This is a genomic window from Streptomyces mesophilus (genome assembly GCF_040300965.1).
In the GTDB taxonomy this organism is placed as follows: Bacteria; Actinomycetota; Actinomycetes; order Streptomycetales; family Streptomycetaceae; genus Streptomyces; species Streptomyces mesophilus_A.
On record NZ_JBEPEW010000017.1, the window covers coordinates 40509 to 60005 of the forward strand.

Annotated in this window: 15 protein-coding genes and 2 tRNA genes; 8 read left to right on the forward strand and 9 right to left on the reverse strand. The window is 68.2% G+C overall.

Annotated elements, in window-relative coordinates:
• Positions 1-75: 75 nt before the first annotated feature.
• Positions 76-813 (forward strand): class E sortase, encoded by a 738-nt coding sequence (locus ABT367_RS09225; RefSeq protein ID WP_352251188.1) that lies wholly within the window; start codon positions 76-78, stop codon positions 811-813.
• 249 nt (positions 814-1062) lie between these two features.
• Here the strand turns inward: ABT367_RS09225 and ABT367_RS09230 are convergent, their stop codons facing one another.
• Both ABT367_RS09230 and ABT367_RS09235 read right to left on the reverse strand, forming a co-directional pair.
• Positions 1063-1959: a rhomboid family intramembrane serine protease gene (locus ABT367_RS09230; RefSeq protein ID WP_352251190.1), complete on the reverse strand. Its 897-nt coding sequence runs from the start codon at positions 1957-1959 to the stop codon at positions 1063-1065.
• A 111-nt stretch (positions 1960-2070) separates the two neighbouring features.
• Complete coding sequence (locus ABT367_RS09235; protein ID WP_352251192.1) at positions 2071-2598, reverse strand: peptidylprolyl isomerase; 528 nt, start codon at positions 2596-2598, stop codon at positions 2071-2073.
• A gap of 366 nt (positions 2599-2964) precedes the next feature.
• Between ABT367_RS09235 and ABT367_RS09240 the strand changes: the two genes are divergently transcribed.
• From ABT367_RS09240 to ABT367_RS09250, 3 genes are all read left to right on the forward strand, one after another.
• Positions 2965-3705, forward strand: coding sequence for a DUF5324 family protein (locus tag ABT367_RS09240; protein WP_199551163.1), 741 nt, complete (start codon positions 2965-2967; stop codon positions 3703-3705).
• Between the two features lie 289 nt (positions 3706-3994).
• Positions 3995-6157 carry a glucose PTS transporter subunit IIA gene (locus tag ABT367_RS09245; RefSeq protein WP_352251194.1) on the forward strand — a complete coding sequence of 721 codons (2163 nt, stop codon included), beginning with the start codon at positions 3995-3997 and terminating at the stop codon, positions 6155-6157.
• 160 nt (positions 6158-6317) lie between these two features.
• Positions 6318-7166 (forward strand): PRD domain-containing protein, encoded by an 849-nt coding sequence (locus tag ABT367_RS09250; protein ID WP_352251196.1) that lies wholly within the window; start codon positions 6318-6320, stop codon positions 7164-7166.
• A gap of 90 nt (positions 7167-7256) precedes the next feature.
• Here ABT367_RS09250 and ABT367_RS09255 read toward each other — a convergent pair.
• A tRNA-Ala gene (locus ABT367_RS09255) sits at positions 7257-7329 on the reverse strand.
• A 161-nt stretch (positions 7330-7490) separates the two neighbouring features.
• Between ABT367_RS09255 and ABT367_RS09260 the strand changes: the two genes are divergently transcribed.
• Both ABT367_RS09260 and ABT367_RS09265 read left to right on the forward strand, forming a co-directional pair.
• The gene (locus ABT367_RS09260) at positions 7491-8042 is read left to right on the forward strand and encodes a helix-turn-helix transcriptional regulator (RefSeq protein WP_165333741.1); all 552 of its coding nucleotides are present in this window, start codon (positions 7491-7493) and stop codon (positions 8040-8042) included.
• 119 nt (positions 8043-8161) lie between these two features.
• Complete coding sequence (locus ABT367_RS09265; RefSeq protein WP_352251198.1) at positions 8162-9472, forward strand: serine/threonine-protein kinase; 1311 nt, start codon at positions 8162-8164, stop codon at positions 9470-9472.
• Between the two features lie 112 nt (positions 9473-9584).
• Here the strand turns inward: ABT367_RS09265 and ABT367_RS09270 are convergent, their stop codons facing one another.
• Both ABT367_RS09270 and ABT367_RS09275 read right to left on the reverse strand, forming a co-directional pair.
• Entirely contained in the window at positions 9585-10847 is a 1263-nt protein-coding gene (locus ABT367_RS09270) for a hypothetical protein (RefSeq protein ID WP_352251200.1), read from the reverse strand.
• A gap of 269 nt (positions 10848-11116) precedes the next feature.
• Positions 11117-11245: a DLW-39 family protein gene (locus ABT367_RS09275; protein WP_003999697.1), complete on the reverse strand. Its 129-nt coding sequence runs from the start codon at positions 11243-11245 to the stop codon at positions 11117-11119.
• A gap of 396 nt (positions 11246-11641) precedes the next feature.
• Between ABT367_RS09275 and ABT367_RS09280 the strand changes: the two genes are divergently transcribed.
• Positions 11642-12040, forward strand: a complete 399-nt coding sequence (locus ABT367_RS09280; RefSeq protein WP_352251202.1) for a DUF6344 domain-containing protein — start codon at positions 11642-11644, stop codon at positions 12038-12040.
• Positions 12041-12836: 796 nt separating this feature from the next.
• The gene (locus tag ABT367_RS09285; protein ID WP_434975433.1) at positions 12837-13817 is read left to right on the forward strand and encodes a phosphotransferase family protein; all 981 of its coding nucleotides are present in this window, start codon (positions 12837-12839) and stop codon (positions 13815-13817) included.
• Positions 13818-13878: 61 nt separating this feature from the next.
• Here the strand turns inward: ABT367_RS09285 and ABT367_RS09290 are convergent.
• The 4 genes from ABT367_RS09290 to gyrB form a co-directional block, all read right to left on the reverse strand.
• Positions 13879-13952: transfer RNA gene (locus tag ABT367_RS09290), tRNA-Ile, on the reverse strand.
• 100 nt (positions 13953-14052) lie between these two features.
• Positions 14053-14700, reverse strand: a complete 648-nt coding sequence (locus tag ABT367_RS09295; protein WP_352251203.1) for a DUF3566 domain-containing protein — start codon at positions 14698-14700, stop codon at positions 14053-14055.
• 17 nt (positions 14701-14717) lie between these two features.
• On the reverse strand, positions 14718-17336 hold the full coding sequence (gyrA, locus tag ABT367_RS09300; protein WP_352251205.1) for a DNA gyrase subunit A: 2619 nt from the start codon (positions 17334-17336) through the stop codon (positions 14718-14720).
• Positions 17337-17374: 38 nt separating this feature from the next.
• Positions 17375-19429, reverse strand: coding sequence for a DNA topoisomerase (ATP-hydrolyzing) subunit B (gyrB, locus tag ABT367_RS09305; RefSeq protein WP_352251207.1), 2055 nt, complete (start codon positions 19427-19429; stop codon positions 17375-17377).
• Positions 19430-19497 lie beyond the last annotated feature (68 nt).

The following is a 19497-nucleotide window of genomic DNA, read 5'->3' on the forward strand; positions in this document are numbered from 1 at the left end:
GCAGATCACTTACGGCCGTACGGCACACAGCAGACCCGGCGCCCCAGGCGCGCGGGACGACGGGGCAGGGAGACAGTGGTAGCCACCGACCAGGGGGAGCAGACGCAGCGCTCTGCTCCCGCACGGGCCCGCCGCGGCCGCGGACCCATCGCCACGGCGGTCATGGTCTTCGGTGAACTCCTCATCACCGCGGGCCTGGTGCTCGGTCTGTTCGTCGTCTACTCGCTGTGGTGGACGAACGTGCTCGCCGACCGCGAGGCCCAGAAGCAGGGCGACGCGGTACGCAACGACTGGGCCGGCCGCGACGACGGCGGCCCCGGCGCCCGGGACACCAAGGGCGGCATCGGCTTCCTGCACGTACCGGCGATGAAGAGCGGCGAGATCCTGGTCAAGAAGGGCACCGACCTCAAGACGCTCAACAACGGTGTCGCCGGGTACTACACGGACCCGGTCAAGTCCGCGCTCCCCGAGGCCGAGAACGGCAACTTCACGCTGGCCGCGCACCGGGACGGGCACGGTGCCAAGTTCCACAACATCGACAAGCTCGACAACGGCGACGCGATCGTCTTCGAGTCGAAGGACCGCTGGTACATCTACAAGGTCTACAAGTCGCTCCCCGAGACCTCGAAGTACAACGTGGACGTCCTGAACGCGGTCCCGAAGGCATCGGGTGTGAAGAAGCCCGGCCGCTACATCACGCTCACGACCTGCACGCCGGTCTACACGTCGAAGTACCGGTACATCGTGTGGGGCGAGCTGGAGCGCATCGAGAAGGTGGACTCGCGGCGGACACCGCCCAAGGAACTGCGCTAGCGCAAGCCCTGCCCCTAGCCCTCCATAGAGTTATCCACAGGCTGATCCACAGCTCTGGATAAGTAAGCACACTACTCAGCAGATCTGTGGATAACTCTTCCGAGGTTGACGCCGGTACGACTGCGCGGGGCCATTCGCAGGCACGTACACACCTTGCCCTTGCTGGGCAAACCCAGGTCAGCGACAAGGGGCACGTACGTTCCCCACGTAATGCACAAGATCCGGCACTCGCTGTGGATAATTGCGCGCTCAGGTGAGCTCGGAGGTCCGGATCAGGATGACGGCCACGGTGATCAGCAGGACCAGGGCGCAGGTGCCCCACTGGATGAGGGCTCGGCGTTCGCGGGGTGCGTGCAGCATGCCGAACGCAACGATGACGCCGGCGATCAGACCGCCGACGTGCGCCTGCCAGGCGATGCCGTCCCTGTAGAACGGGGCGAGAAGGCTGATCACGACAAGGATGCCGATGGGCACGAGGTTCTGCTGCTGCCGACGCAACAGGACAACCGTGGCGCCCAACAGACCGTAGACCGCTCCCGAAGCTCCGAGCGAGGGCTGGTCCGCTGCCAGCATCAAGTACGCCAGTGCGTTGCCCGCAAGGCCGGAGATCAAATAGAGCACCACATAGCGCGTCCGGCCGAGGGTCTCTTCGAGGTGGGTGCCGAGGAACCACAACAGCAGCATGTTCATCGCGATGTGCGAGAAGTCCTGGTGCGCGAACACCGACGTCATCAGGCGGTACCACTCGCCGTCGGCGACGCCGACGACTTCCCCCAGCGCGGGGTCCCAGGCCTGGCCGATAAGCACCAGCCGGTCCACGACTTGGTCACCGCCGACCTGGATCGCGAGGAAGACCGCCAGGTTGATCACAACGAGGATCTTGGTGACCATCCGGGTGTCGGCGACGAGAGTCCCGCCGGCAATCGTCCGCGGCTGATTCGCCGTGGCCGCATGCCCCGTCCCCGACCCCTCCCGCACACAGTTCGGGCATTGGAACCCCACCGAAGCGCTGACCATGCACTCCGGACAGATCGGCCGCTCGCACCGGGTGCAGCTGATGCCCGTCTCGCGGTCCGGATGCCGGTAGCAGCCGGGCAGGCCGGAGGCGCCCTGGGGTTGCTGCGGGCTGCCTGGCACCTGGTCCATGGGGTCCCCTCAATCTCCGTACGAAGGCATGGGAAGCAACGACACCGCCCCGCTCATCCTTACGGATGGGCGGGGCGAAATGGTTCCCTCAGCGCATTCCGTGGGCTCGGCTCAGCGCTTCTCGACCACGACCGACTCGATGAGCACATCGCTGACCGGGCGGTGCGTCGCCGGGTTGATGGGCGTGGCCGCGATCGCGTCGACCACCTTGCGGCTGGGCCCGTCGACGACCTCGCCGAAGATGGTGTGCTTGCGATTCAGCCATGTCGTCGGGGCGAGCGTGATGAAGAACTGCGAGCCGTTGGTGCCCGGACCCGCGTTCGCCATGGCCAGCAGATACGGGCGGTCGAAGCGCAGCTCGGGGTGGAACTCGTCGGCGAACTCGTAGCCCGGGCCGCCGGTGCCGTTCCCGAGCGGGTCGCCGCCCTGGATCATGAAGCCGCTGATCACGCGGTGGAAGGACGTGCCGTCGTACAGCCTGTCCGTGGACTTGGTGCCGGTGGCCGGGTGGGTCCACTCCCGCTCGCCCGTGGCGAGCTCGACGAAGTTGCGGACCGTCTTGGGCGCGTGGAACGGCATCAGCCGGATCTCGATCTCGCCCTGGTTGGTCCTGAGGGTGGCGTACAGCTGCTCAGCCACGGTGTGCCTTCCGTTGTCGCGTCCAACGCCCAGAATCCTCGCACGCAGGGGCCTTCGGGGAGAGGAACGCGACAAGTCCTGGCCGATCCCTGCACGAGTCCTCGCCGGAAGGGCGCGCATCGCGCCGATCCGTGGCATTGTCTGCCGCAAGCTCCCCTTGCACCGCAATGCCCGAAGATCACCCGATACCCGTGGATCTGCTCGGCGCCTGATTCGCTTGTTTCTTTGTGGGCACCCGGTTTCTGCGCGGGCGCCTGGGCCGTGACCCGGATGCCCGCCCGCACATGCCGGGGCGCCAGCCGACAGGCATGATCCCTAAAAGGGTGGAAAGGTGAAATACCGTACGCCACCGAGGAGGAGGATCCCGTGACCCGCAAGAACAGCGCGCGTGCCGCGGCCAGCTCGGCGAAGGAGACTGTGCGGCACGCCGCGGAAGCGGTGGCGCCCTACGCCGGCACGGCGAAGGACCGGGCCGCGCACTACGCGCACGAGGCTCGCGTACGGCTCGCGCCCGTGGTCTCCGACGCCGCACACCTGACCGCCGACACCGCGCGCACCCAGTACGGCTCCCATGTCGCGCCGCGTCTGAAGCAGGCACGCGCCCATGTCCCGCCGAAGGTGGACTCCGCCGCCCAGGAGGCCGCCGAGCGCACCCGCCGGGCAGCCCGCCAGGCCGCCGAGTACACCCGGCCGAAGGTCGAGCAGGCCGTCGCGGCCGCAGGGCCGGTCAAGGACGCCGCGGTCGACCGCAGTACGGCGGCCGTCGCCGCTCTGCGCGGCCAGGTCTCGTCCCAGGAGATCCAGCGTCTGGTGCGCCGCCATGAGCGCCGGGCCTCGGCCGGCCGCTTCATGAAGCGGCTCGCCGTGGTGGGCGCGATCGGCCTGTCCGCGCTTGCCGCCTGGAAGTGGTGGGACAAGCAGGCCAACCCGGACTGGCTGGTCGAGCCGCCCGCACCCACCGAGGTCGCGGACACCGGTTCGACGACACTGACGTCGGTGGACGGCAGCGGACAGGCACTCCTCGACCCCGAGGTCCAGGCCAAGCAGGCCGAGGCCGAGGCGGACGACGGGAACTGGTCGCCGCAGCGCCCGGATGACAGGGCCTGAGGACGACGCGAACATCGAGGGGCGGGAGGCCGGCTGGGTCTCCCGCCCCTTTATGTGTGCTTCACCTCACGCCCGTTTCACGTGAAACATGGGTTGCGCGCGGGTTAACGTGATGTCGATCGATCTCGATCACAGGATTGTTACTCTCCGAGGACGTCCACCGTCATCGCCCCGCGCGATGCCACGGAGGCCGGCCGCTTGAGGAGAGGCAAGGCCTGGGTAGCGCCGCGTGCGCGACCCGGGCCTTTTTTGTTGCCCAAAACCAAGCAGCAAGGTGCAAGGACGCATCATGAGCACACCCCAGGCGGGACCCGGGACGCTGGCGGAGAGCATTCTCCGCGGTGTCGGCGGTGCCGAGAACATCGAGAGCCTCACGCACTGTGCGACGCGGCTGCGCTTCCAGCTCCATGACGGAACGAAGGTCGACCAGGCCGCGCTCGACTCCCTCCAGGGCGTCATGGGCACGGTGCCGCAGTCAGGCGACCGCTTCCAGATCGTGGTCGGCGGCGCCGTCTCGCGCGTCTACTCCGAGATCATGAACCTGCCGTCGATGAGCAAGGGCGGCGCTGCCAAGCCGAAGTCGGACGCCGACGTCAAGGCCGAGATGCGGGCCAAGAGCCGCGGCAAGTTCGCCTGGGTCGACAACTTCTTCGAGTACCTCTCGGACTCGTTCCGCCCGCTCATGGGTGTGCTCCTCGGCTCCTCGCTGATCATCGCGATCGCCTCGGTCCTCGACGCCCTCGGCTACGTCGACTTCCGCGCCGAGGACAAGTCCGCGACCTGGGTGTTCGTCGACGCCATGTGGCGCTCGGTGCTCTACTTCCTGCCGATCATGGTGGCGTACAACGCGGCCAAGAAGCTGCGGATCGACCCGTGGGTGGGCGCCGCCGTCATGGCAGCGGTGATGACCCCGAACTTCACGGGCATGCTCAACAAGGACTCCGGGATCCCCGGCATCACCTGCACCGTCAACGACACCCTGGGCACCCAGGAGTGTGTGGCGAAGGTCTTCGGTCTGCCGATGCAGCTGAACGACTACGGCGGCCAGGTCTTCGTGCCGCTCCTGATGGTCGCCGTGCTCGCCCTGGTCTACAAGGGTCTGCAGAAGGTCTTCCCGGAGAACGTGCACATGGTGTTCGTGCCGTTCTTCAGCATGCTGATCATGATCCCGGTGACCGCCTTCCTCATCGGCCCGATGGGCGTCTGGGCCGGCAACGGCCTCGGTGAGGGCCTGTCCTGGATGAACAACAACGCCCCGATCGTCTTCGCGATCATGATCCCGCTGATCTACCCGTTCCTGGTGCCGCTGGGTCTGCACTGGCCGCTGAACGCGCTCATGCTGCAGAACATCAGCGTCCTCGGCTACGACTTCATCCAGGGCCCCATGGGCGCATGGAACTTCGCCTGCTTCGGCGCCACCGCCGGTGTGCTGCTCCTGTCGGTCCGCCACCGTGAGAAGGAGATGCGCCAGACCGCGACCGGCGCGCTCGCCGCGGGTCTGTTCGGCGGTATCTCCGAGCCCTCGCTCTACGGCATCCACCTGCGCTTCAAGCGGATCTACCCGCGCATGCTCGTGGGCTGCCTCGTCGGCGGCGTCATCGTCGGCGTCATGGGCGGCGTGGACACCGACGCCTTCGCCTTCACCTCGCTGCTCACCATCCCGGTCTTCGACCCGATGGTCACGTACGTCATCGCGATCGGTGCGGCCTTCTTCACCTCGATGGCACTCGTCTACTTCTCGGACTTCCGCACCAAGGAGGACCGCGCCCAGGCCAACGCCGAGCGCGACGCCGCCGAGGCGGCCGCGGCCGGCACCCCGGCCGAGGGCCCGAACGTCGAGACCGCCGAGGTCGAGGCGCGCGAGCTCGTCGGCGTCGGTGCCGCCGCCAAGGTCACGTCCGCGGCCGGTGGTTCCGCCGCCAAGTCCGCGTCCGCCACCGGTGGTTCCGCCGCGGCTGCCGGCTCCACCGCGGGTTCCGTCGGCGTCGCAGCCGGTACGGGCATCGAACTCACGGCACCCGTCGCGGGCCACGTGGTCAGCCTCGACGACGTCAAGGACCCGGTCTTCGCCTCCCGCGCACTCGGCGAGGGCGTGGGCATCGAGCCGGCCGACGGCCACATCGTGGCCCCTGTCGACGGTGAACTGGTCACCACCACGGAGACCGGCCACGCCTTCGGCATCCGCACCGTGGACGGTGTCGAGGTGCTCGTGCACGTCGGCATCGACACCGTGCAGATGAAGGGTGAGGGCTTCGACGTCCGCGTCGAGTCCGGTCAGCAGGTCTCGGCAGGCGACCTGCTCGTCGAGGTCGACCTGGACGCCGTACGGGCCGCGAAGCACCCGACCGTCACCCTCATGACCGTCACCAACACCGCGGACCTCGCCTCGGTCGAGCCGCACACCGGGCAGGACGTCGCCGTCGGCGCCCCCGTGGTGACCGTACGGCGGTAGTCACCGCCATCCGGTCCGGCGCACGCACGCTTCCCCTCGTGGACGCGTGCGTGCGCCGTGTCGGAGAGGATGAGGCATAGATGAGCAAACGGTAAGAGACCGCAGGAAAGTACGAGATCATCGGACAGAGCCTGATCACGGACGGGAAGGAGGGCCGGCGGTGAAGACGCTGCGTGTCCTCAACAACAACGTGGTCCTCGCGCGCGACGAGAAGGGCCAGGAGGTCATCGTCACGGGGCGGGGCATCGGCTTCAACTCCCGTCAGGGCGCGGTCATCGACCCCTCCCTGATCGTGCGCGTCTTCGTCCCGGCCGACGGCCGCGACCCCGACCATGTGGCCGAGACCCTCGCCCTCATCGACGAAGAGGTCCTGCGGGCCGTCGTGATCGCCCTCGGCGAGGCCGGTATCGAGGGCCGCGAGTCCACCCGCCCCACGCTCGCCATCGCCGTCGCCGACCATGTCGCGGGGGCCCTCGACCGGGCCGCGCGGGGCATCGTCATCGAGTACCCGCTGCGCGCCGAGACCCAGACGCTGTACGCCACCGAGTACGCCCAGGCGGAGCGGCTGCTCGCTGCCATCAACGAGCGCGTGGACCCGAAGCTGGAGCCCTCCGAGGCGACCGCGCTCGCACTCCATCTGGTCAACGCCGGCTTCGCCTCGGGCGATCTGTCCTTCACGTACACGATGACCGGCGTCATCCAGCAGATGCTCGCGGTGGTGGGGGAGCGGTACGGACTCGACGTGTCGCAGCAGTCGATGAACGCCGCGCGGTTCATCACGCACGTGCGCTACCTCTTCGTACGGATCCAGCAGCACCGGCAGCTCAAGGGCCACGAGTCCACCATCGGCAAGGGCATCCGCCAGCACTACCCGGACGCCACCCACACCGCACAGCAGCTGGCGACGATCGTCGAACTGCGGCTCGGCCAGCAGCTCAGCGAGGACGAGGTCTCCTATCTGGCGCTGCACGTGGCCCGTATGACGATGGCCGACGATCCTGCGGCGTGAGCCCGGACCGCATAGCGAAAACCGCCCGCCGACCTAACGAAAAAGACCCCGCCCAACCGCGTATACGCAGGTCAGGCGGGGTCTTGTCTGTGGAGCCTAGGGGAGTCGAACCCCTGACATCTGCCTTGCAAAGGCAGCGCTCTACCAGCTGAGCTAAGGCCCCGGGACGGGAAGCGCCGCGGAAGAATCCTTCCCGCGCGTGCGTCGGAGACAAGAGTACCGGGTCACCCCCCGGATCCCGCAAAAGGATTGGGGCTCCCCCTATGCGACCACTCTCCGTAAGATGCACCGCGAGGTTCGCACCAGCGAAGGGGAGGACGCATCGTGGATGCGGAGCAGCAGGAAGCCACTGCGAGAGCCAGAGAGCTCCAGCGCAGTTGGTACGGAGAGCCGTTGGGGGCGCTCTTCCGTCGGCTCATAGAAGACCTGGGCCTGAACCAGGCCCGGCTCGCGGCGGTACTCGGCCTGTCGGCGCCGATGCTGTCGCAGTTGATGAGCGGCCAGCGGGCCAAGATCGGCAACCCGGCCGTGGTGCAGCGCGTACAGCTGCTCCAGGATCTGTCGGGACAGGTCGCGGACGGCAGCGTGAGTGCCTCCGAAGCGGCCGAGCGCATGGAGGAGATCAAGAAGAACCAGGGCGGTGCGGTGCTCACCACGACCGCTCAGGCGCGGGGGGCCGGCGTGGGGGCGCCGACCGTGAAGCGCGTGGTCCGCGAGATCCAGTCGCTGCTGCGTTCCGTCTCGTCCGCGGGCGAGATCATCGAGGCGGCCGACGCACTCGCCCCGACCCATCCGGAACTGGCAGAGTTCCTGCGGGTCTACGGCGCGGGGCGCACCGCCGACGCGGTGACGCACTACGAGTCGCATCAGGGCTGACGGCCGCGACCAACAGCAGGGCTCGATCGAACGGTTCAGGTCCACACGGGGAGAGGATCTGAACCGGCAGCCAGCAGCCGAGCAGCCCACAGGGGCTGGACGGGGAGTGCAGCACGGTCATGGGTGAGGTCTTCGCCGGCCGGTACGAACTGGTCGACCCGATCGGACGCGGTGGCGTCGGTGCCGTCTGGCGTGCCTGGGATCACCGCAGACGCCGCTATGTCGCCGCCAAGGTCCTGCTGCAGAGCGATGCGCACAGCCTGCTCCGTTTCGTACGCGAGCAGGCTCTGCGCATCGATCACCCGCACGTTCTGGCCCCGGCGAGCTGGGCCGCCGACGACGACAAGGTCCTGTTCACGATGGACCTGGTCGGTGGCGGCTCACTCGCCCATCTCATCGGGGACTACGGGCCGCTGCCGCCGCGCTATGTGGCGCAGCTGCTCGATCAACTGCTCTCCGGGCTCTCGGCGGTGCACGCGGAAGGCGTCGTGCACCGCGACATCAAGCCCGCCAACATCCTGCTCGAGGCCACCGGTACGAGGCGGCCGCATCTGCGGCTCTCCGACTTCGGCATCGCCATGCGCAAGGGCGACCCCCGGCTGACCGCGACCGATCTCGTCGTGGGGACGCCGGGGTACATCGCGCCGGAGCAGAGCGCGTACGACGAACCGGACTTCCCTGCCGACCTGTTCGCGACGGGTCTGGTCGCCCTCTATCTCCTGGAGGGCGCGAAACCGGACGCACAGGCGCTGACGGAGCTCTTCCGCGCCCACGGCACCCCGCACGCCCCCCGTACGGTCCCCGAGCCCCTGTGGCAGGTCCTCACGGGCCTTCTCCAGCCGGAACCCCACGCCCGCTTCCGCAGCGCGACAGGCGCGCGCAAGGCGCTCGCGGAAGCCGTCCTGCTCCTTCCGGAGCCGGGCGTGGACGACGAGCTCATCGAGGTCTTCGACCAACTGGGCCCGCTCCCGGAGGCCTTCGGCCCCGACGGCCCGATCCGCGTCCCCACGGCCTCCCCCGACGCCCCCACGGCAACGGCCGGTACGCCTCAGATCGCGCTCTCCTCCGCGCATACGCCCCCGTCGGCGCCCCCACCCGCTGCCGCACCGACGACGCCCACCCCACCGCCCCCGCACCCGGCTCCTCCTCCTGCTCCTGCTGCCGCCGCTCCCGCCCCCACCTCAGCGCCCTCGCCGGCAGCGTTCGCGGACCACACCCCCACCCGCCCGTACACCCTCCAGACCCCCGGCATCCCGGCCCAGATTCCCCCGGCACCCGCCCAGAGCCAGCCTGTTCATGCCACCCCACATGCCACACCGCCGGCGCACAGACGCGCACGCGGCGGTCCCCCCGCCAAAGTCGCCGTCCCGGTCCTCCTCCTCGCGGCGCTCTGCTTCGCGGTCGGATTCTGGGCTCTGAGTCAGATCTGACAGGCGCTTAAGGAGGCGGGGTCTGACAGGCGCTAAGGGGGCGGGCTCTGACAGGCACGCAAGGGGCCGCGCTCCGACAGACACCCGCAGCGTTGTCCGGCACCCAGGCAGGTCACGCCTCAGCCCGCCGCCGCCCCACCACAGCCCACACCGCCAGCCACAGCACCAGCGCCGTCCCCAAGCCGATCCCCACCGCGGCCACGGCCTGCATCCCGCCGTCCCGCCCGGTGCCCTGCCCCGCGCCTCCGGCCTGTCCGTCCTGCTCCTCGACCTGGAAGATCCCCGGGTCACCGGCGTACGGCGGCCCGTCCGAGGCCGCCCCTTCCACGCCGACCCGCAGGGTCACGTCCTGCGGCTGGTCCCCGTACTTCCCGGCCAGCTCGGGACTCAACGTCACCTGCAGGTAGTACGCCCCGGCAAAGCGCATCCCCTTGACCTTGGGAGCGGACGCCAGCCGGTTCTCGTACGCCACCGCCGGCACCCCCTCGAGCGCCGCCGTGACCCCCGTACCGCTCAAAGTGGGCTGCTCCGCGGTCACTTCCGCCCGGGCGGGATTGTGCAGCCCGAGCCGCAGCGCCGCCCCGACCGACCCCTTGCCGCCCGTCCCGGCGAGCTCCGCCTCGGCCGCGAGCCGCTGCCCCCAGTCGACGGGCACCTTGTAGAAGAGCGTCCGCCCGGGCTCGACCCGCCCCCGCCACACACCCGCCCCGATGGCGGCCGCGTCATGGAAGCTCGTACCGCCCTGCCGCTCCTTCGCCGTCCCCTCCGGCAGCGAACCGGCCCCCGGCGCCGCGGCCGAAGGCGTGGCGCTCGGCGACGCGCCCTTCAGCGCGGGCTCGTTGACGAAGTCCAGCTCCAGGTCCCACGACTCGCGCGAGGCCGCTCTGCCGCCCGCCGCGCGCTCGACGACCACGGTGTACGTCCCGGCCGCCTGGCACCTCGTACTGCCCTGCTCGACCAGCCGTTCCACGGAGGCCACCAGCGGCCGCGGATAGTCGGCGGACCCGAACCCACTCGAGTCGGACCCGCACCGCCCGCCGTCCGCGTTCTCGAGCCATACGTCGAGCCCGTCCCCGAAGGCCACCCGGTCATCGAGCCGAGGCAGCGCCACCGCCGAGACATACGCGGCCGAGCCGGCATCGAGCTCGACGCGGTAGTGCAGCTTCTGCCCGGGGGCGATGGTGCTGCGATACGTCTCGTCGGCGGCCAGCGTCGGAGCCCCGCCCGGCCCGCTCGCACCCTCGACGTTCCGCGTCCCATCGGGGAAGCCATACGGATAGGGCTCGGCGGCCGCCGTCCGCGTGTGCAGCACCATCGCGGCGCTCAAGGCCGCCGCCACCACCGCCGTACGCCTGCTGCCACGCCGCATCGTCACCGTGCTCCTCGTCTTCGCCCGGGCCGGTCTCATCCTGCCGCGACGCCCACGGCACTGTCAGCGCATGCCGAAGCACCGCCGGCAGATCGGCCCTGCACCCACCCCGTTCACAAGCGCAATCGAAAGATTCACGCAAGCGAACAAAAGGGACAGTCAGTGACCACGAGAGAACGGCTCGTAGTCACACTGAGCACACAACTGCACTCCACGCAACACAAAGCCCCGGCCGCAAGCTGCGACCGGGGCAAGTGCAAAGAGACGTATGTGGCTCACGAACCGGTGGGCACGGAGTCAGTCGCCTCCGTCCACAGATCCTGCTCGGCGCGATCCGCCTGGATCTGGCGGTACACGAGGAGCCCGCCGATGGCGGCCAGTGCGACCAGGAGAAGCTTCTTCACCGCGCTACCTCGTCTTTCCTTGACGTAGAGGGACCTTCTGGCGCCCGACTATACACACCGGGGATGGCCGGCCGACGGCCTCGTCGCGCACCCAACTCCCGCCCTCCGCACCGCAGTCGACCTGCGAAACAGCGCTGCCGAAGGAGTCGGGGACACCCCCGCGCCACCCTGTGACGTTCGCCGCTTTCACCCCTCGCGGGGGCAAAAGCGCACTCTCGGGGACCAAAAGGGCCCGCATGACTCCGAACGGGTGGTGTTAATCCGAAGATCGGCGAATCACGGCGGTGGCTCCCCCACTCCAAGTCCTGCGTACACATCATGAGGAAAGTACGCAAATCGTCCGACCCAAATGGGGCGGACGACCACCTTGCACGACCGATCCGAAAGGGAAAGATCATGGCTGCCACCAAGGCCACGCGTCTGTGGTCCGCGCTCGTCAGCGCGCTTCTCGCCTTCTTCGCCTCACTGGGGCTCATCACCACCCAGGCCGCCGCGGCCGTACCGCAGCAGACCGACGCCGGCAACCCGGCGACGAGCACCCCGGCCGCGCACTCCGTGCCGGCTCCGCTCGCCGCGCGGCCCTACGACCTGTCGCTACCGCCGACGATGAAGCAGCGCATCCGCGCGGAAGCGCACGGCAGCTCGCCCTCGTCCCGCAGCTTCAAGATCCCGCGCGCCGAGGCACGCCACCGGGCCGACACCCGTGAGCCGCACCTGCTGAACGAAGAGACCGCGGCCGGCGCGTACGAGACGAACTCGGCAGCCGGCCACCTGCAGCACCACAGCAGTGACTGAAGCCTGGCAACTCCGAGAACTACCGGACGTTTCCTGTGCGGCAGTCCGTCAGGGCTCGACCCTGACCGCCTCGAATCACCGCGTTGATATCAGCCACTGATGTCGGGCGGAGCCGCGAGGCTTGACGGCGAGTGATGGTGAGTGAAGGGGAAGGGAAGCCACTTCCCCGAGAAGTTGTACGCAGAGGACGGCTCAGCAGAACGAGCCCCCGGCCCTCGGGCCGGCGCGGACCTTGTTCAGCAGCCTGATGAACGACTTGGCAGCAACTGGCCGGACCGCGGGTGACCTTCACCCTCGTGGCAGTACCGGCCCTGGTCTTCGGCACCGCTAGCGAAGCACGAGAGCGCAGAGCGATACGAAGCACCGCCCCGAAGAACGTACGCAGGCAGGGAGCAGCAAGACCTGGACGAACGACCCCCGTTGTGCCGGCTTCCGCTCCCCAGAGCGTTGCGCCAAGCGGTACACAGCCCTTCAAGCTCACGACGGCGAAGGGCCACCCCACCGCTCCCGGCAACCGGCCTCACCGAGGCCGACCGCCACTGATCGAAGGCGCATATGACGGCACGGCACAGCATGTTGACCGGCTGACGGCGGGACCACGACACGGTCCCCGAGTCGTCGGGCTCTCGGTACACCATCAGCTCACCTTGGAACTCGACGCACACCTCCGTTTCCGCCGGCACCGGTCCGGCGATGCCACGGAGGAAGCCCTCGAGCGCACCGGTGAGCTACGACGCGATGCCCTCGGCCTCGCCCTGGCGGCCGGCCACCGTGGTGCCGCTAGCCTCCCTTGGTGATCAAAGGGGACGGCGGAGAACAAGGCGTCGGCGGTATCGGGACGCAGGGTTGGGACGCCACGCGATCGTGGGTGGAGCAGCGGCTCGCCGGTGGAGAGCGCATTGAAGGCACCGGGCACTTGCGTGGAGGCTGGACATCACAGATGCGCAGCCTGCAGGTCTCAGGTCCGGACGGTCGCCGGGTTCTGGTGCTGCGTTCTTTCGTCAAACCCTTCTACGTCCGGCACGCGGACGGCTTGTTGTCCCGCGAAGCTGCGATCCTGCGCCTGCTCGGGGAGACGGACGTGCCCGCAGCCACCCTTTTGGATGTGGACTCGACTGCGGCGCACTGCGACCATCCGTCCTTGCTGATGTCGATGCTGCCCGGCAGCGTCCGTGTGGACGACCGAGGCGCGGAGCAGCGAGCCGATCTGCTGGCCTCGCAGCTGCTGCGCATCCATCAGGTCGAGGTCTCCGAAGAGACGAGGCCGCGGACCTGGCAGGCCTGGACCTCGCCGGAGCGGGTCACGCTGCCCGAGGCCACAGCACTGCCGGAGCTTTGGCAAAGGGCAATCGACGTCATCCGTCAGGACCCTCCCGCCCATCGGCCCTGCTTTCTGCACCGGGACTTCCACCCCGGCAATGTCCTCTTCGACGGCGACGGGGACGATCTACGCATCAGCGGGGTCGTCGACTGGGTGGAGACTTCCTGGGGGCCGGCCGACCTTGATGTGGCGCACTGCTCGACAGCCCTGGCGCTGCTCCACGGTGTTCCCTTGGGAATGAGCTTCGCGGACCGGTACCTCGCCGCGGGAGGGCAACTTGCCGAGCACCGTGCGGCCCACCTGTACTGGCGGCTCATCGACGCCCTCGCCTTCGCGCCGGACGCCGAGAAGGTAGCCGTCCCCTGGCGCGAACTCGGCCGCACAGACCTCACCCAAGCCCTTCTCGCCGACAGGCTCGCGGAGTACATCGAGGCTCTGCTAGAGCGCTACGCGTAGAAGAGAAGCACCCGGACGCCAAAGACCCCCAGCCGTAGCCGGCTGGGGGTCTTCTCGCATGTGGGGCTAACAGGATTTGAACCTGTGGCCTCATCCTTATCAGGGATGCGCTCTAACCAACTGAGCTATAGCCCCGCCGCGCTTTGCGGGGGTGTGTCCCGCGCGCTGACCTCTGAAGATTAGCGCACGACGCGCCCAGTCCCAAAATCGATAGAACCGGCCGGTCCGCAGGCGCTTACTCGTCCTCCGCGAGCGTGAGCTCGACACCGCCCACGAAACCGGCGGAGAGGTTGTAGATGAACGCTCCGAGCGTGGCGAGAGCCGTGGCGAGGACCACATCGATCACCGCGATGATCGAGGTGAACATCAGGACCCGGGGCAGGGAGAGGAACGCCTGGAGGTCGAAGCCGTTCGACTCGTTGGACCCCGTGGCCTCGGAGATCGTCCCGCCGACCGTGGAGAAGACACCCATGGCGTCCATGACCATCCACAGGACGGCCGCGGCGACGATCGTGCAGATGCCCAGGGCGATGGAGAGCAGGAAGCTGACCTTCATGACCGACCACGGATCGGCCTTCGCGACCCGAAGGCGCGCCTTGCGCGTGCGCGGTGTCGTACGCGCACCGGTCCGCGCACGGCGTACGGCACCCTCGGGAGGCGCCGGGTAGGCCTGCGGCGGGTGATAGGGGCCGGACGGCCCGTTCGGCTGACGCTCACCGGGCAGGGGCCCGGCGGCGTACTCGGACTGAGGCTCCGAGGCGTATGCCTGGGGCCCTCGCGTATCCGTCACTGTCCCCCCCTGCGCTGCGTGCTCAGACTCGGCGGGGCCACGGCCGCCTTCCGGTCCGGGTCCGTTCGTTCCGGCGCCCGTGGCTCCACTCACGTCCTGCACTCCTCGCGCTACTCGGTCTCGGGCGCCGTGCCCTCGTCCGTGCCTGCGGCCGTCTCACCCTCGGCCGACTCGACCGACACAGCCGACTCCTCGTCGGCCCCGTCGACTTCCTCCGCCTCGCGCCCGGCCTCGGCGTTACGAGCGATACCGACCACGGCATCGCGCTTGCCCAGGTTGATCAGTTGGACGCCCATGGTGTCACGGCCCGTCTCCCTGACCTCGTTGACTCGCGTACGAATCACACCGCCGCCCAGGGTGATGGCGAGGATCTCGTCGAGCTCCTCGACCACCAGTGCACCGACGAGGGAGCCGCGATCCTCGACGATCTTGGCGGCCTTGATACCGAGGCCACCGCGACCCTGGACGCGGTACTCGTCGACGTTGGTCCGCTTCGCGTACCCACCGTCGGTTGCGGTGAACACGAACGTACCGGGCCGGACGACATTCATCGAGAGGAGCTCGTCGCCTTCGCGGAAGCTCATTCCCTTGACGCCCGAGGTCGCGCGGCCCATCGGGCGCAGCGCATCGTCCGTTGCGGTGAACCTGATCGACTGGGCCTTCTTGCTGATGAGCAGCAGATCGTCCTCGGCGGAGATCAGCTCGGCGCCGATCAGCTCGTCGTCCGAACCGTCGTCCGTCTCACGCAAGTTGATGGCGATGACACCACCCGAACGAGGCGAGTCGTAGTCCTTGAGCGAGGTCTTCTTGACCAGGCCCGACTTGGTCGCGAGGACCAGATAGGGGGCCGCCTCGTAATCGCGGATCGCGAGGATCTCGGCGATCTGCTCGTCCGGCTGGAAGGCGAGCAGATTTGCGACGTGCTGACCGCGCGCGTCACGTCCGGCATCGGGAAGTTCGTACGCCTTCGCCCGGTACACCCGGCCCTTGTTCGTGAAGAACAGCAGCCAGTGGTGCGTGGTGGAGACGAAGAAGTGGTCGACGATGTCGTCTTCCTTGAGCTTCGTCCCGCGTACGCCCTTGCCGCCGCGCTTCTGCGAACGGTAGTCCTCGGTCTTGGTCCGCTTGATGTAGCCGCCGCGGGTGATCGTGACGACGATGTCGTCCTCGGCGATCAGGTCCTCCATGGACATGTCGCCGTCGAAGGGCACCAGGGCGGAGCGGCGGTCGTCGCCGAACTTCTCGACGATCGCGGCCAGTTCCTCACTGATGATCTGGCGCTGGCGCTCGGGCGAGGCGAGGATCGCGTTGTACTCGTTGATCTTCGCCTGGAGTTCGTCGTGCTCGGCGACGATCTTCTGGCGCTCCAGGGCGGCGAGCCGGCGCAGCTGCATCTCGAGGATGGCGTTGGCCTGGATCTCGTCGATCGAGAGCAGCTCCATCAGGCCCGTACGCGCGATGTCGACCGTGTCGCTGCGCCGGATGAGCGCGATGACCTCGTCGATGGCGTCGAGAGCCTTGAGCAGACCGCGCAGGATGTGGGCGCGCTCCTCGGCCTTGCGCAGCCGGAACTTGGTGCGCCGGACGATGACCTCGATCTGGTGCGTCACCCAGTGGCGGATGAACGCGTCAAGGGAGAGCGTGCGCGGGACACCGTCGACCAGGGCCAGCATGTTGGCGCCGAAGTTGGTCTGCAGGTCCGTGTGCTTGTACAGGTTGTTCAGGACGACCTTGGCGACCGCGTCGCGCTTGAGCACGATCACGAGGCGCTGGCCCGTACGCGAAGAGGTCTCGTCGCGGACGTCGGCGATGCCGCCGACCTTGCCGTCCTTCACGAGGTCGGCGATCTTCTGCGCGAGGTTGTCCGGGTTGACCTGGTACGGAAGCTCCGTGACCACCAGGCACTGGCGGCCCTGGATCTCCTCGACCGCGACGACCGCGCGCATCGTGATGGAGCCACGGCCCGTGCGGTACGCCTCCTCGATGCCCTTGCGGCCGACGACGAGGGCGCCGCTCGGGAAGTCGGGGCCCTTGATGCGCTCGATCAGCGCGTCCAGGAGCTCTTCGTGGGAGGCCTCGGGGTTCTCCAGGTACCACTGGGCACCGGCCGCGACCTCGCGCAGGTTGTGCGGCGGGATGTTGGTGGCCATACCGACCGCGATACCGGCGGAGCCGTTGATCAGCAGGTTCGGGAAGCGGGCCGGCAGGACGGTCGGCTCCTGGGAGCGGCCGTCGTAGTTGTCCGTGAAGTCGACGGTCTCCTCGTCGATGTCGCGGACCATCTCCATCGACAGCGGCGCCATCTTGCACTCGGTGTAGCGCATGGCGGCGGCCGGGTCGTTGCCCGGGGAGCCGAAGTTGCCGTTGGAGTCCACGAGCGGCATGCGCATCGACCACGGCTGCGCGAGGCGGACCAGCGCGTCGTAGATCGAGGTGTCGCCGTGCGGGTGGTAGTTGCCCATCACGTCGCCGACGACGCGGGCGCACTTGTAGAAGCCCTTCTCAGGGCGGTAACCGCCGTCGTACATCGCGTACAGGACGCGGCGGTGGACGGGCTTCAGACCGTCCCGTACGTCCGGCAGCGCGCGGGACACGATGACGGACATCGCGTAGTCGAGGTAGGAGCGCTGCATCTCCGTCTCGAGCCCGACGGGCTCGATGCGCATCGCTACTTCGCCCTCACCAGGGATGCCGGAACCAGAAGAAATGGGAGCTGTCTCGTCGGCCATGGCCGTTCAAGATCCTTTCGAAGCGGTACGTGACCGACTCAGATGTCGAGGAAGCGGACGTCCTTGGCATTGCGCTGGATGAACGAGCGGCGTGCCTCCACGTCCTCGCCCATCAGCACGGAGAACAGGTCGTCGGCCTGCGCGGCGTCGTCCAGCGTGACCAGGCCGAGCACGCGGTGCTCCTGGTCCATGGTCGTGATGCGCAGCTCCTCGGCGTTCATCTCACCGAGACCCTTGAAGCGCTGGACCGAGTCGTCCTTGATGCGCTTGCCGGCCTGGCGGCCGAGCTCGATCAGGGCGTCGCGCTCGCGGTCCGAGTACGCGTACTGGAAGTCGTCCCGGGTCCACTTGATCTTGTAGAGCGGCGGGCGCGACAGGTAGACGTGACCGGCCTCGACCAGCGGCCGCATGAAGCGGAACAGGAAGGTCAGCAGCAGCGTGTTGATGTGCTGGCCGTCGACGTCGGCGTCAGCCATCAGGATGATCTTGTGATAGCGGAGCTTCTCGATGTCGAAGTCCTCGTGGACTCCGGTGCCGAAGGCCGAGATCAGCGCCTGGATCTCCTGGTTCTGCAGGATCTTGTCGATCCTGGCCTTCTCCACGTTCAGGATCTTGCCGCGGATCGGCAGGATGGCCTGGTACTGCGGGTTACGGCCGGACTTGGCGGAGCCACCGGCGGAGTCACCCTCGACGATGAAGATCTCGCACTTGGCGGGGTCGTTCGACTGGCAGTCGGAGAGCTTGCCCGGCAGCGAGGCGGACTCCAGCAGACCCTTGCGGCGGGTGAGGTCACGCGCCTTGCGGGCCGCCACACGCGCGGTGGCCGCGGCGATGGACTTGCGGACGATGTCCGCGCCCTCGTTGGGGTTGCGGTCCAGCCAGTCGGCCAGGTGCTCGTAGACCGCCTTCTGCACGAAGGTCTTGGCCTCGGTGTTGCCCAGCTTGGTCTTGGTCTGGCCCTCGAACTGCGGCTCGGCCAGCTTGACCGAGATGATCGCGGTCAGACCCTCGCGGATGTCGTCGCCCGTGAGGTTGTCGTCCTTCTCGCGGAGCAGCTTCTTGTCGCGCGCGTACTTGTTGATCAGCGAGGTCAGCGCGGCACGGAAGCCCTCTTCGTGGGTGCCGCCCTCGTGCGTGTGGATGATGTTCGCGAACGAGTAGACACCCTCGCTGTACTGCGAGTTCCACTGCATCGCGACTTCGAGCGACAGCGACTTGTCCGAGTCCTCGGCCTCGAGGGAGATGATCGTGGGGTGGATCATCTCGCCCTTGCGCGAGTTGAGGTACTTCACGAAGTCGACGATGCCGCCTTCGTAGTGGTACGTGACCGACATGGCCTGGCCGTCGTCGGCGGTGTCGGCGGTGTCCGCACCGGCCACGGCCTTCGCCGAATCGCGCTCGTCGGTGAGCTTGATCGTCAGGCCCTTGTTGAGGAAGGCCATCTCCTGGAAGCGCCTCGAGAGCGTCTCGAAGGAGTACTCGGTGGTCTCGAAGATGTCGGGGTCGGCCCAGAACGTGACCGTGGTGCCCGTGTCCGTCGTGGCCTCGTGACGCTCGAGGGGCGCGGTCGGGGCGCCCGCCTTGTACTCCTGCGTCCAGCGGTAGCCGTCCGTCTTGATCTCGACGGCGAGCTTGTGGGACAGCGCGTTCACCACGGAGACACCGACGCCGTGCAGACCGCCGGAGACGGCATAGCCGCCGCCGCCGAACTTGCCGCCCGCGTGCAGCACGGTGAGCACGACCTCGACGGCCGGCTTCTTCTCGACGGGGTGGATGCCCACCGGGATGCCACGACCGTTGTCGATCACCCGCACCGCGCCGTCGGCGAGGATCGTGACGTCGATCGTGTCCGCGTGGCCGGCGAGCGCCTCGTCGACCGCGTTGTCGACCACCTCGTACACGAGGTGGTGCAGACCGCGCTCACCGGTCGAGCCGATGTACATACCCGGTCGCTTGCGGACCGCGTCCAGACCCTCGAGGACGGTGATGGCGCTGGCGTCGTACACGTTCGCGTTCGCGCCGGCGTCGGTGGAGGGGATGTTCTCGTTGGGGTTGCCGGAATCGGCCACGAAGCGCCCTTTCTGGCACAGCACAAGCCAAGCTCCCGGCACATTGTCGGGAGCGGCTGCGTCGTTCGTATAAGACGGCGTTCCTCCCGCGC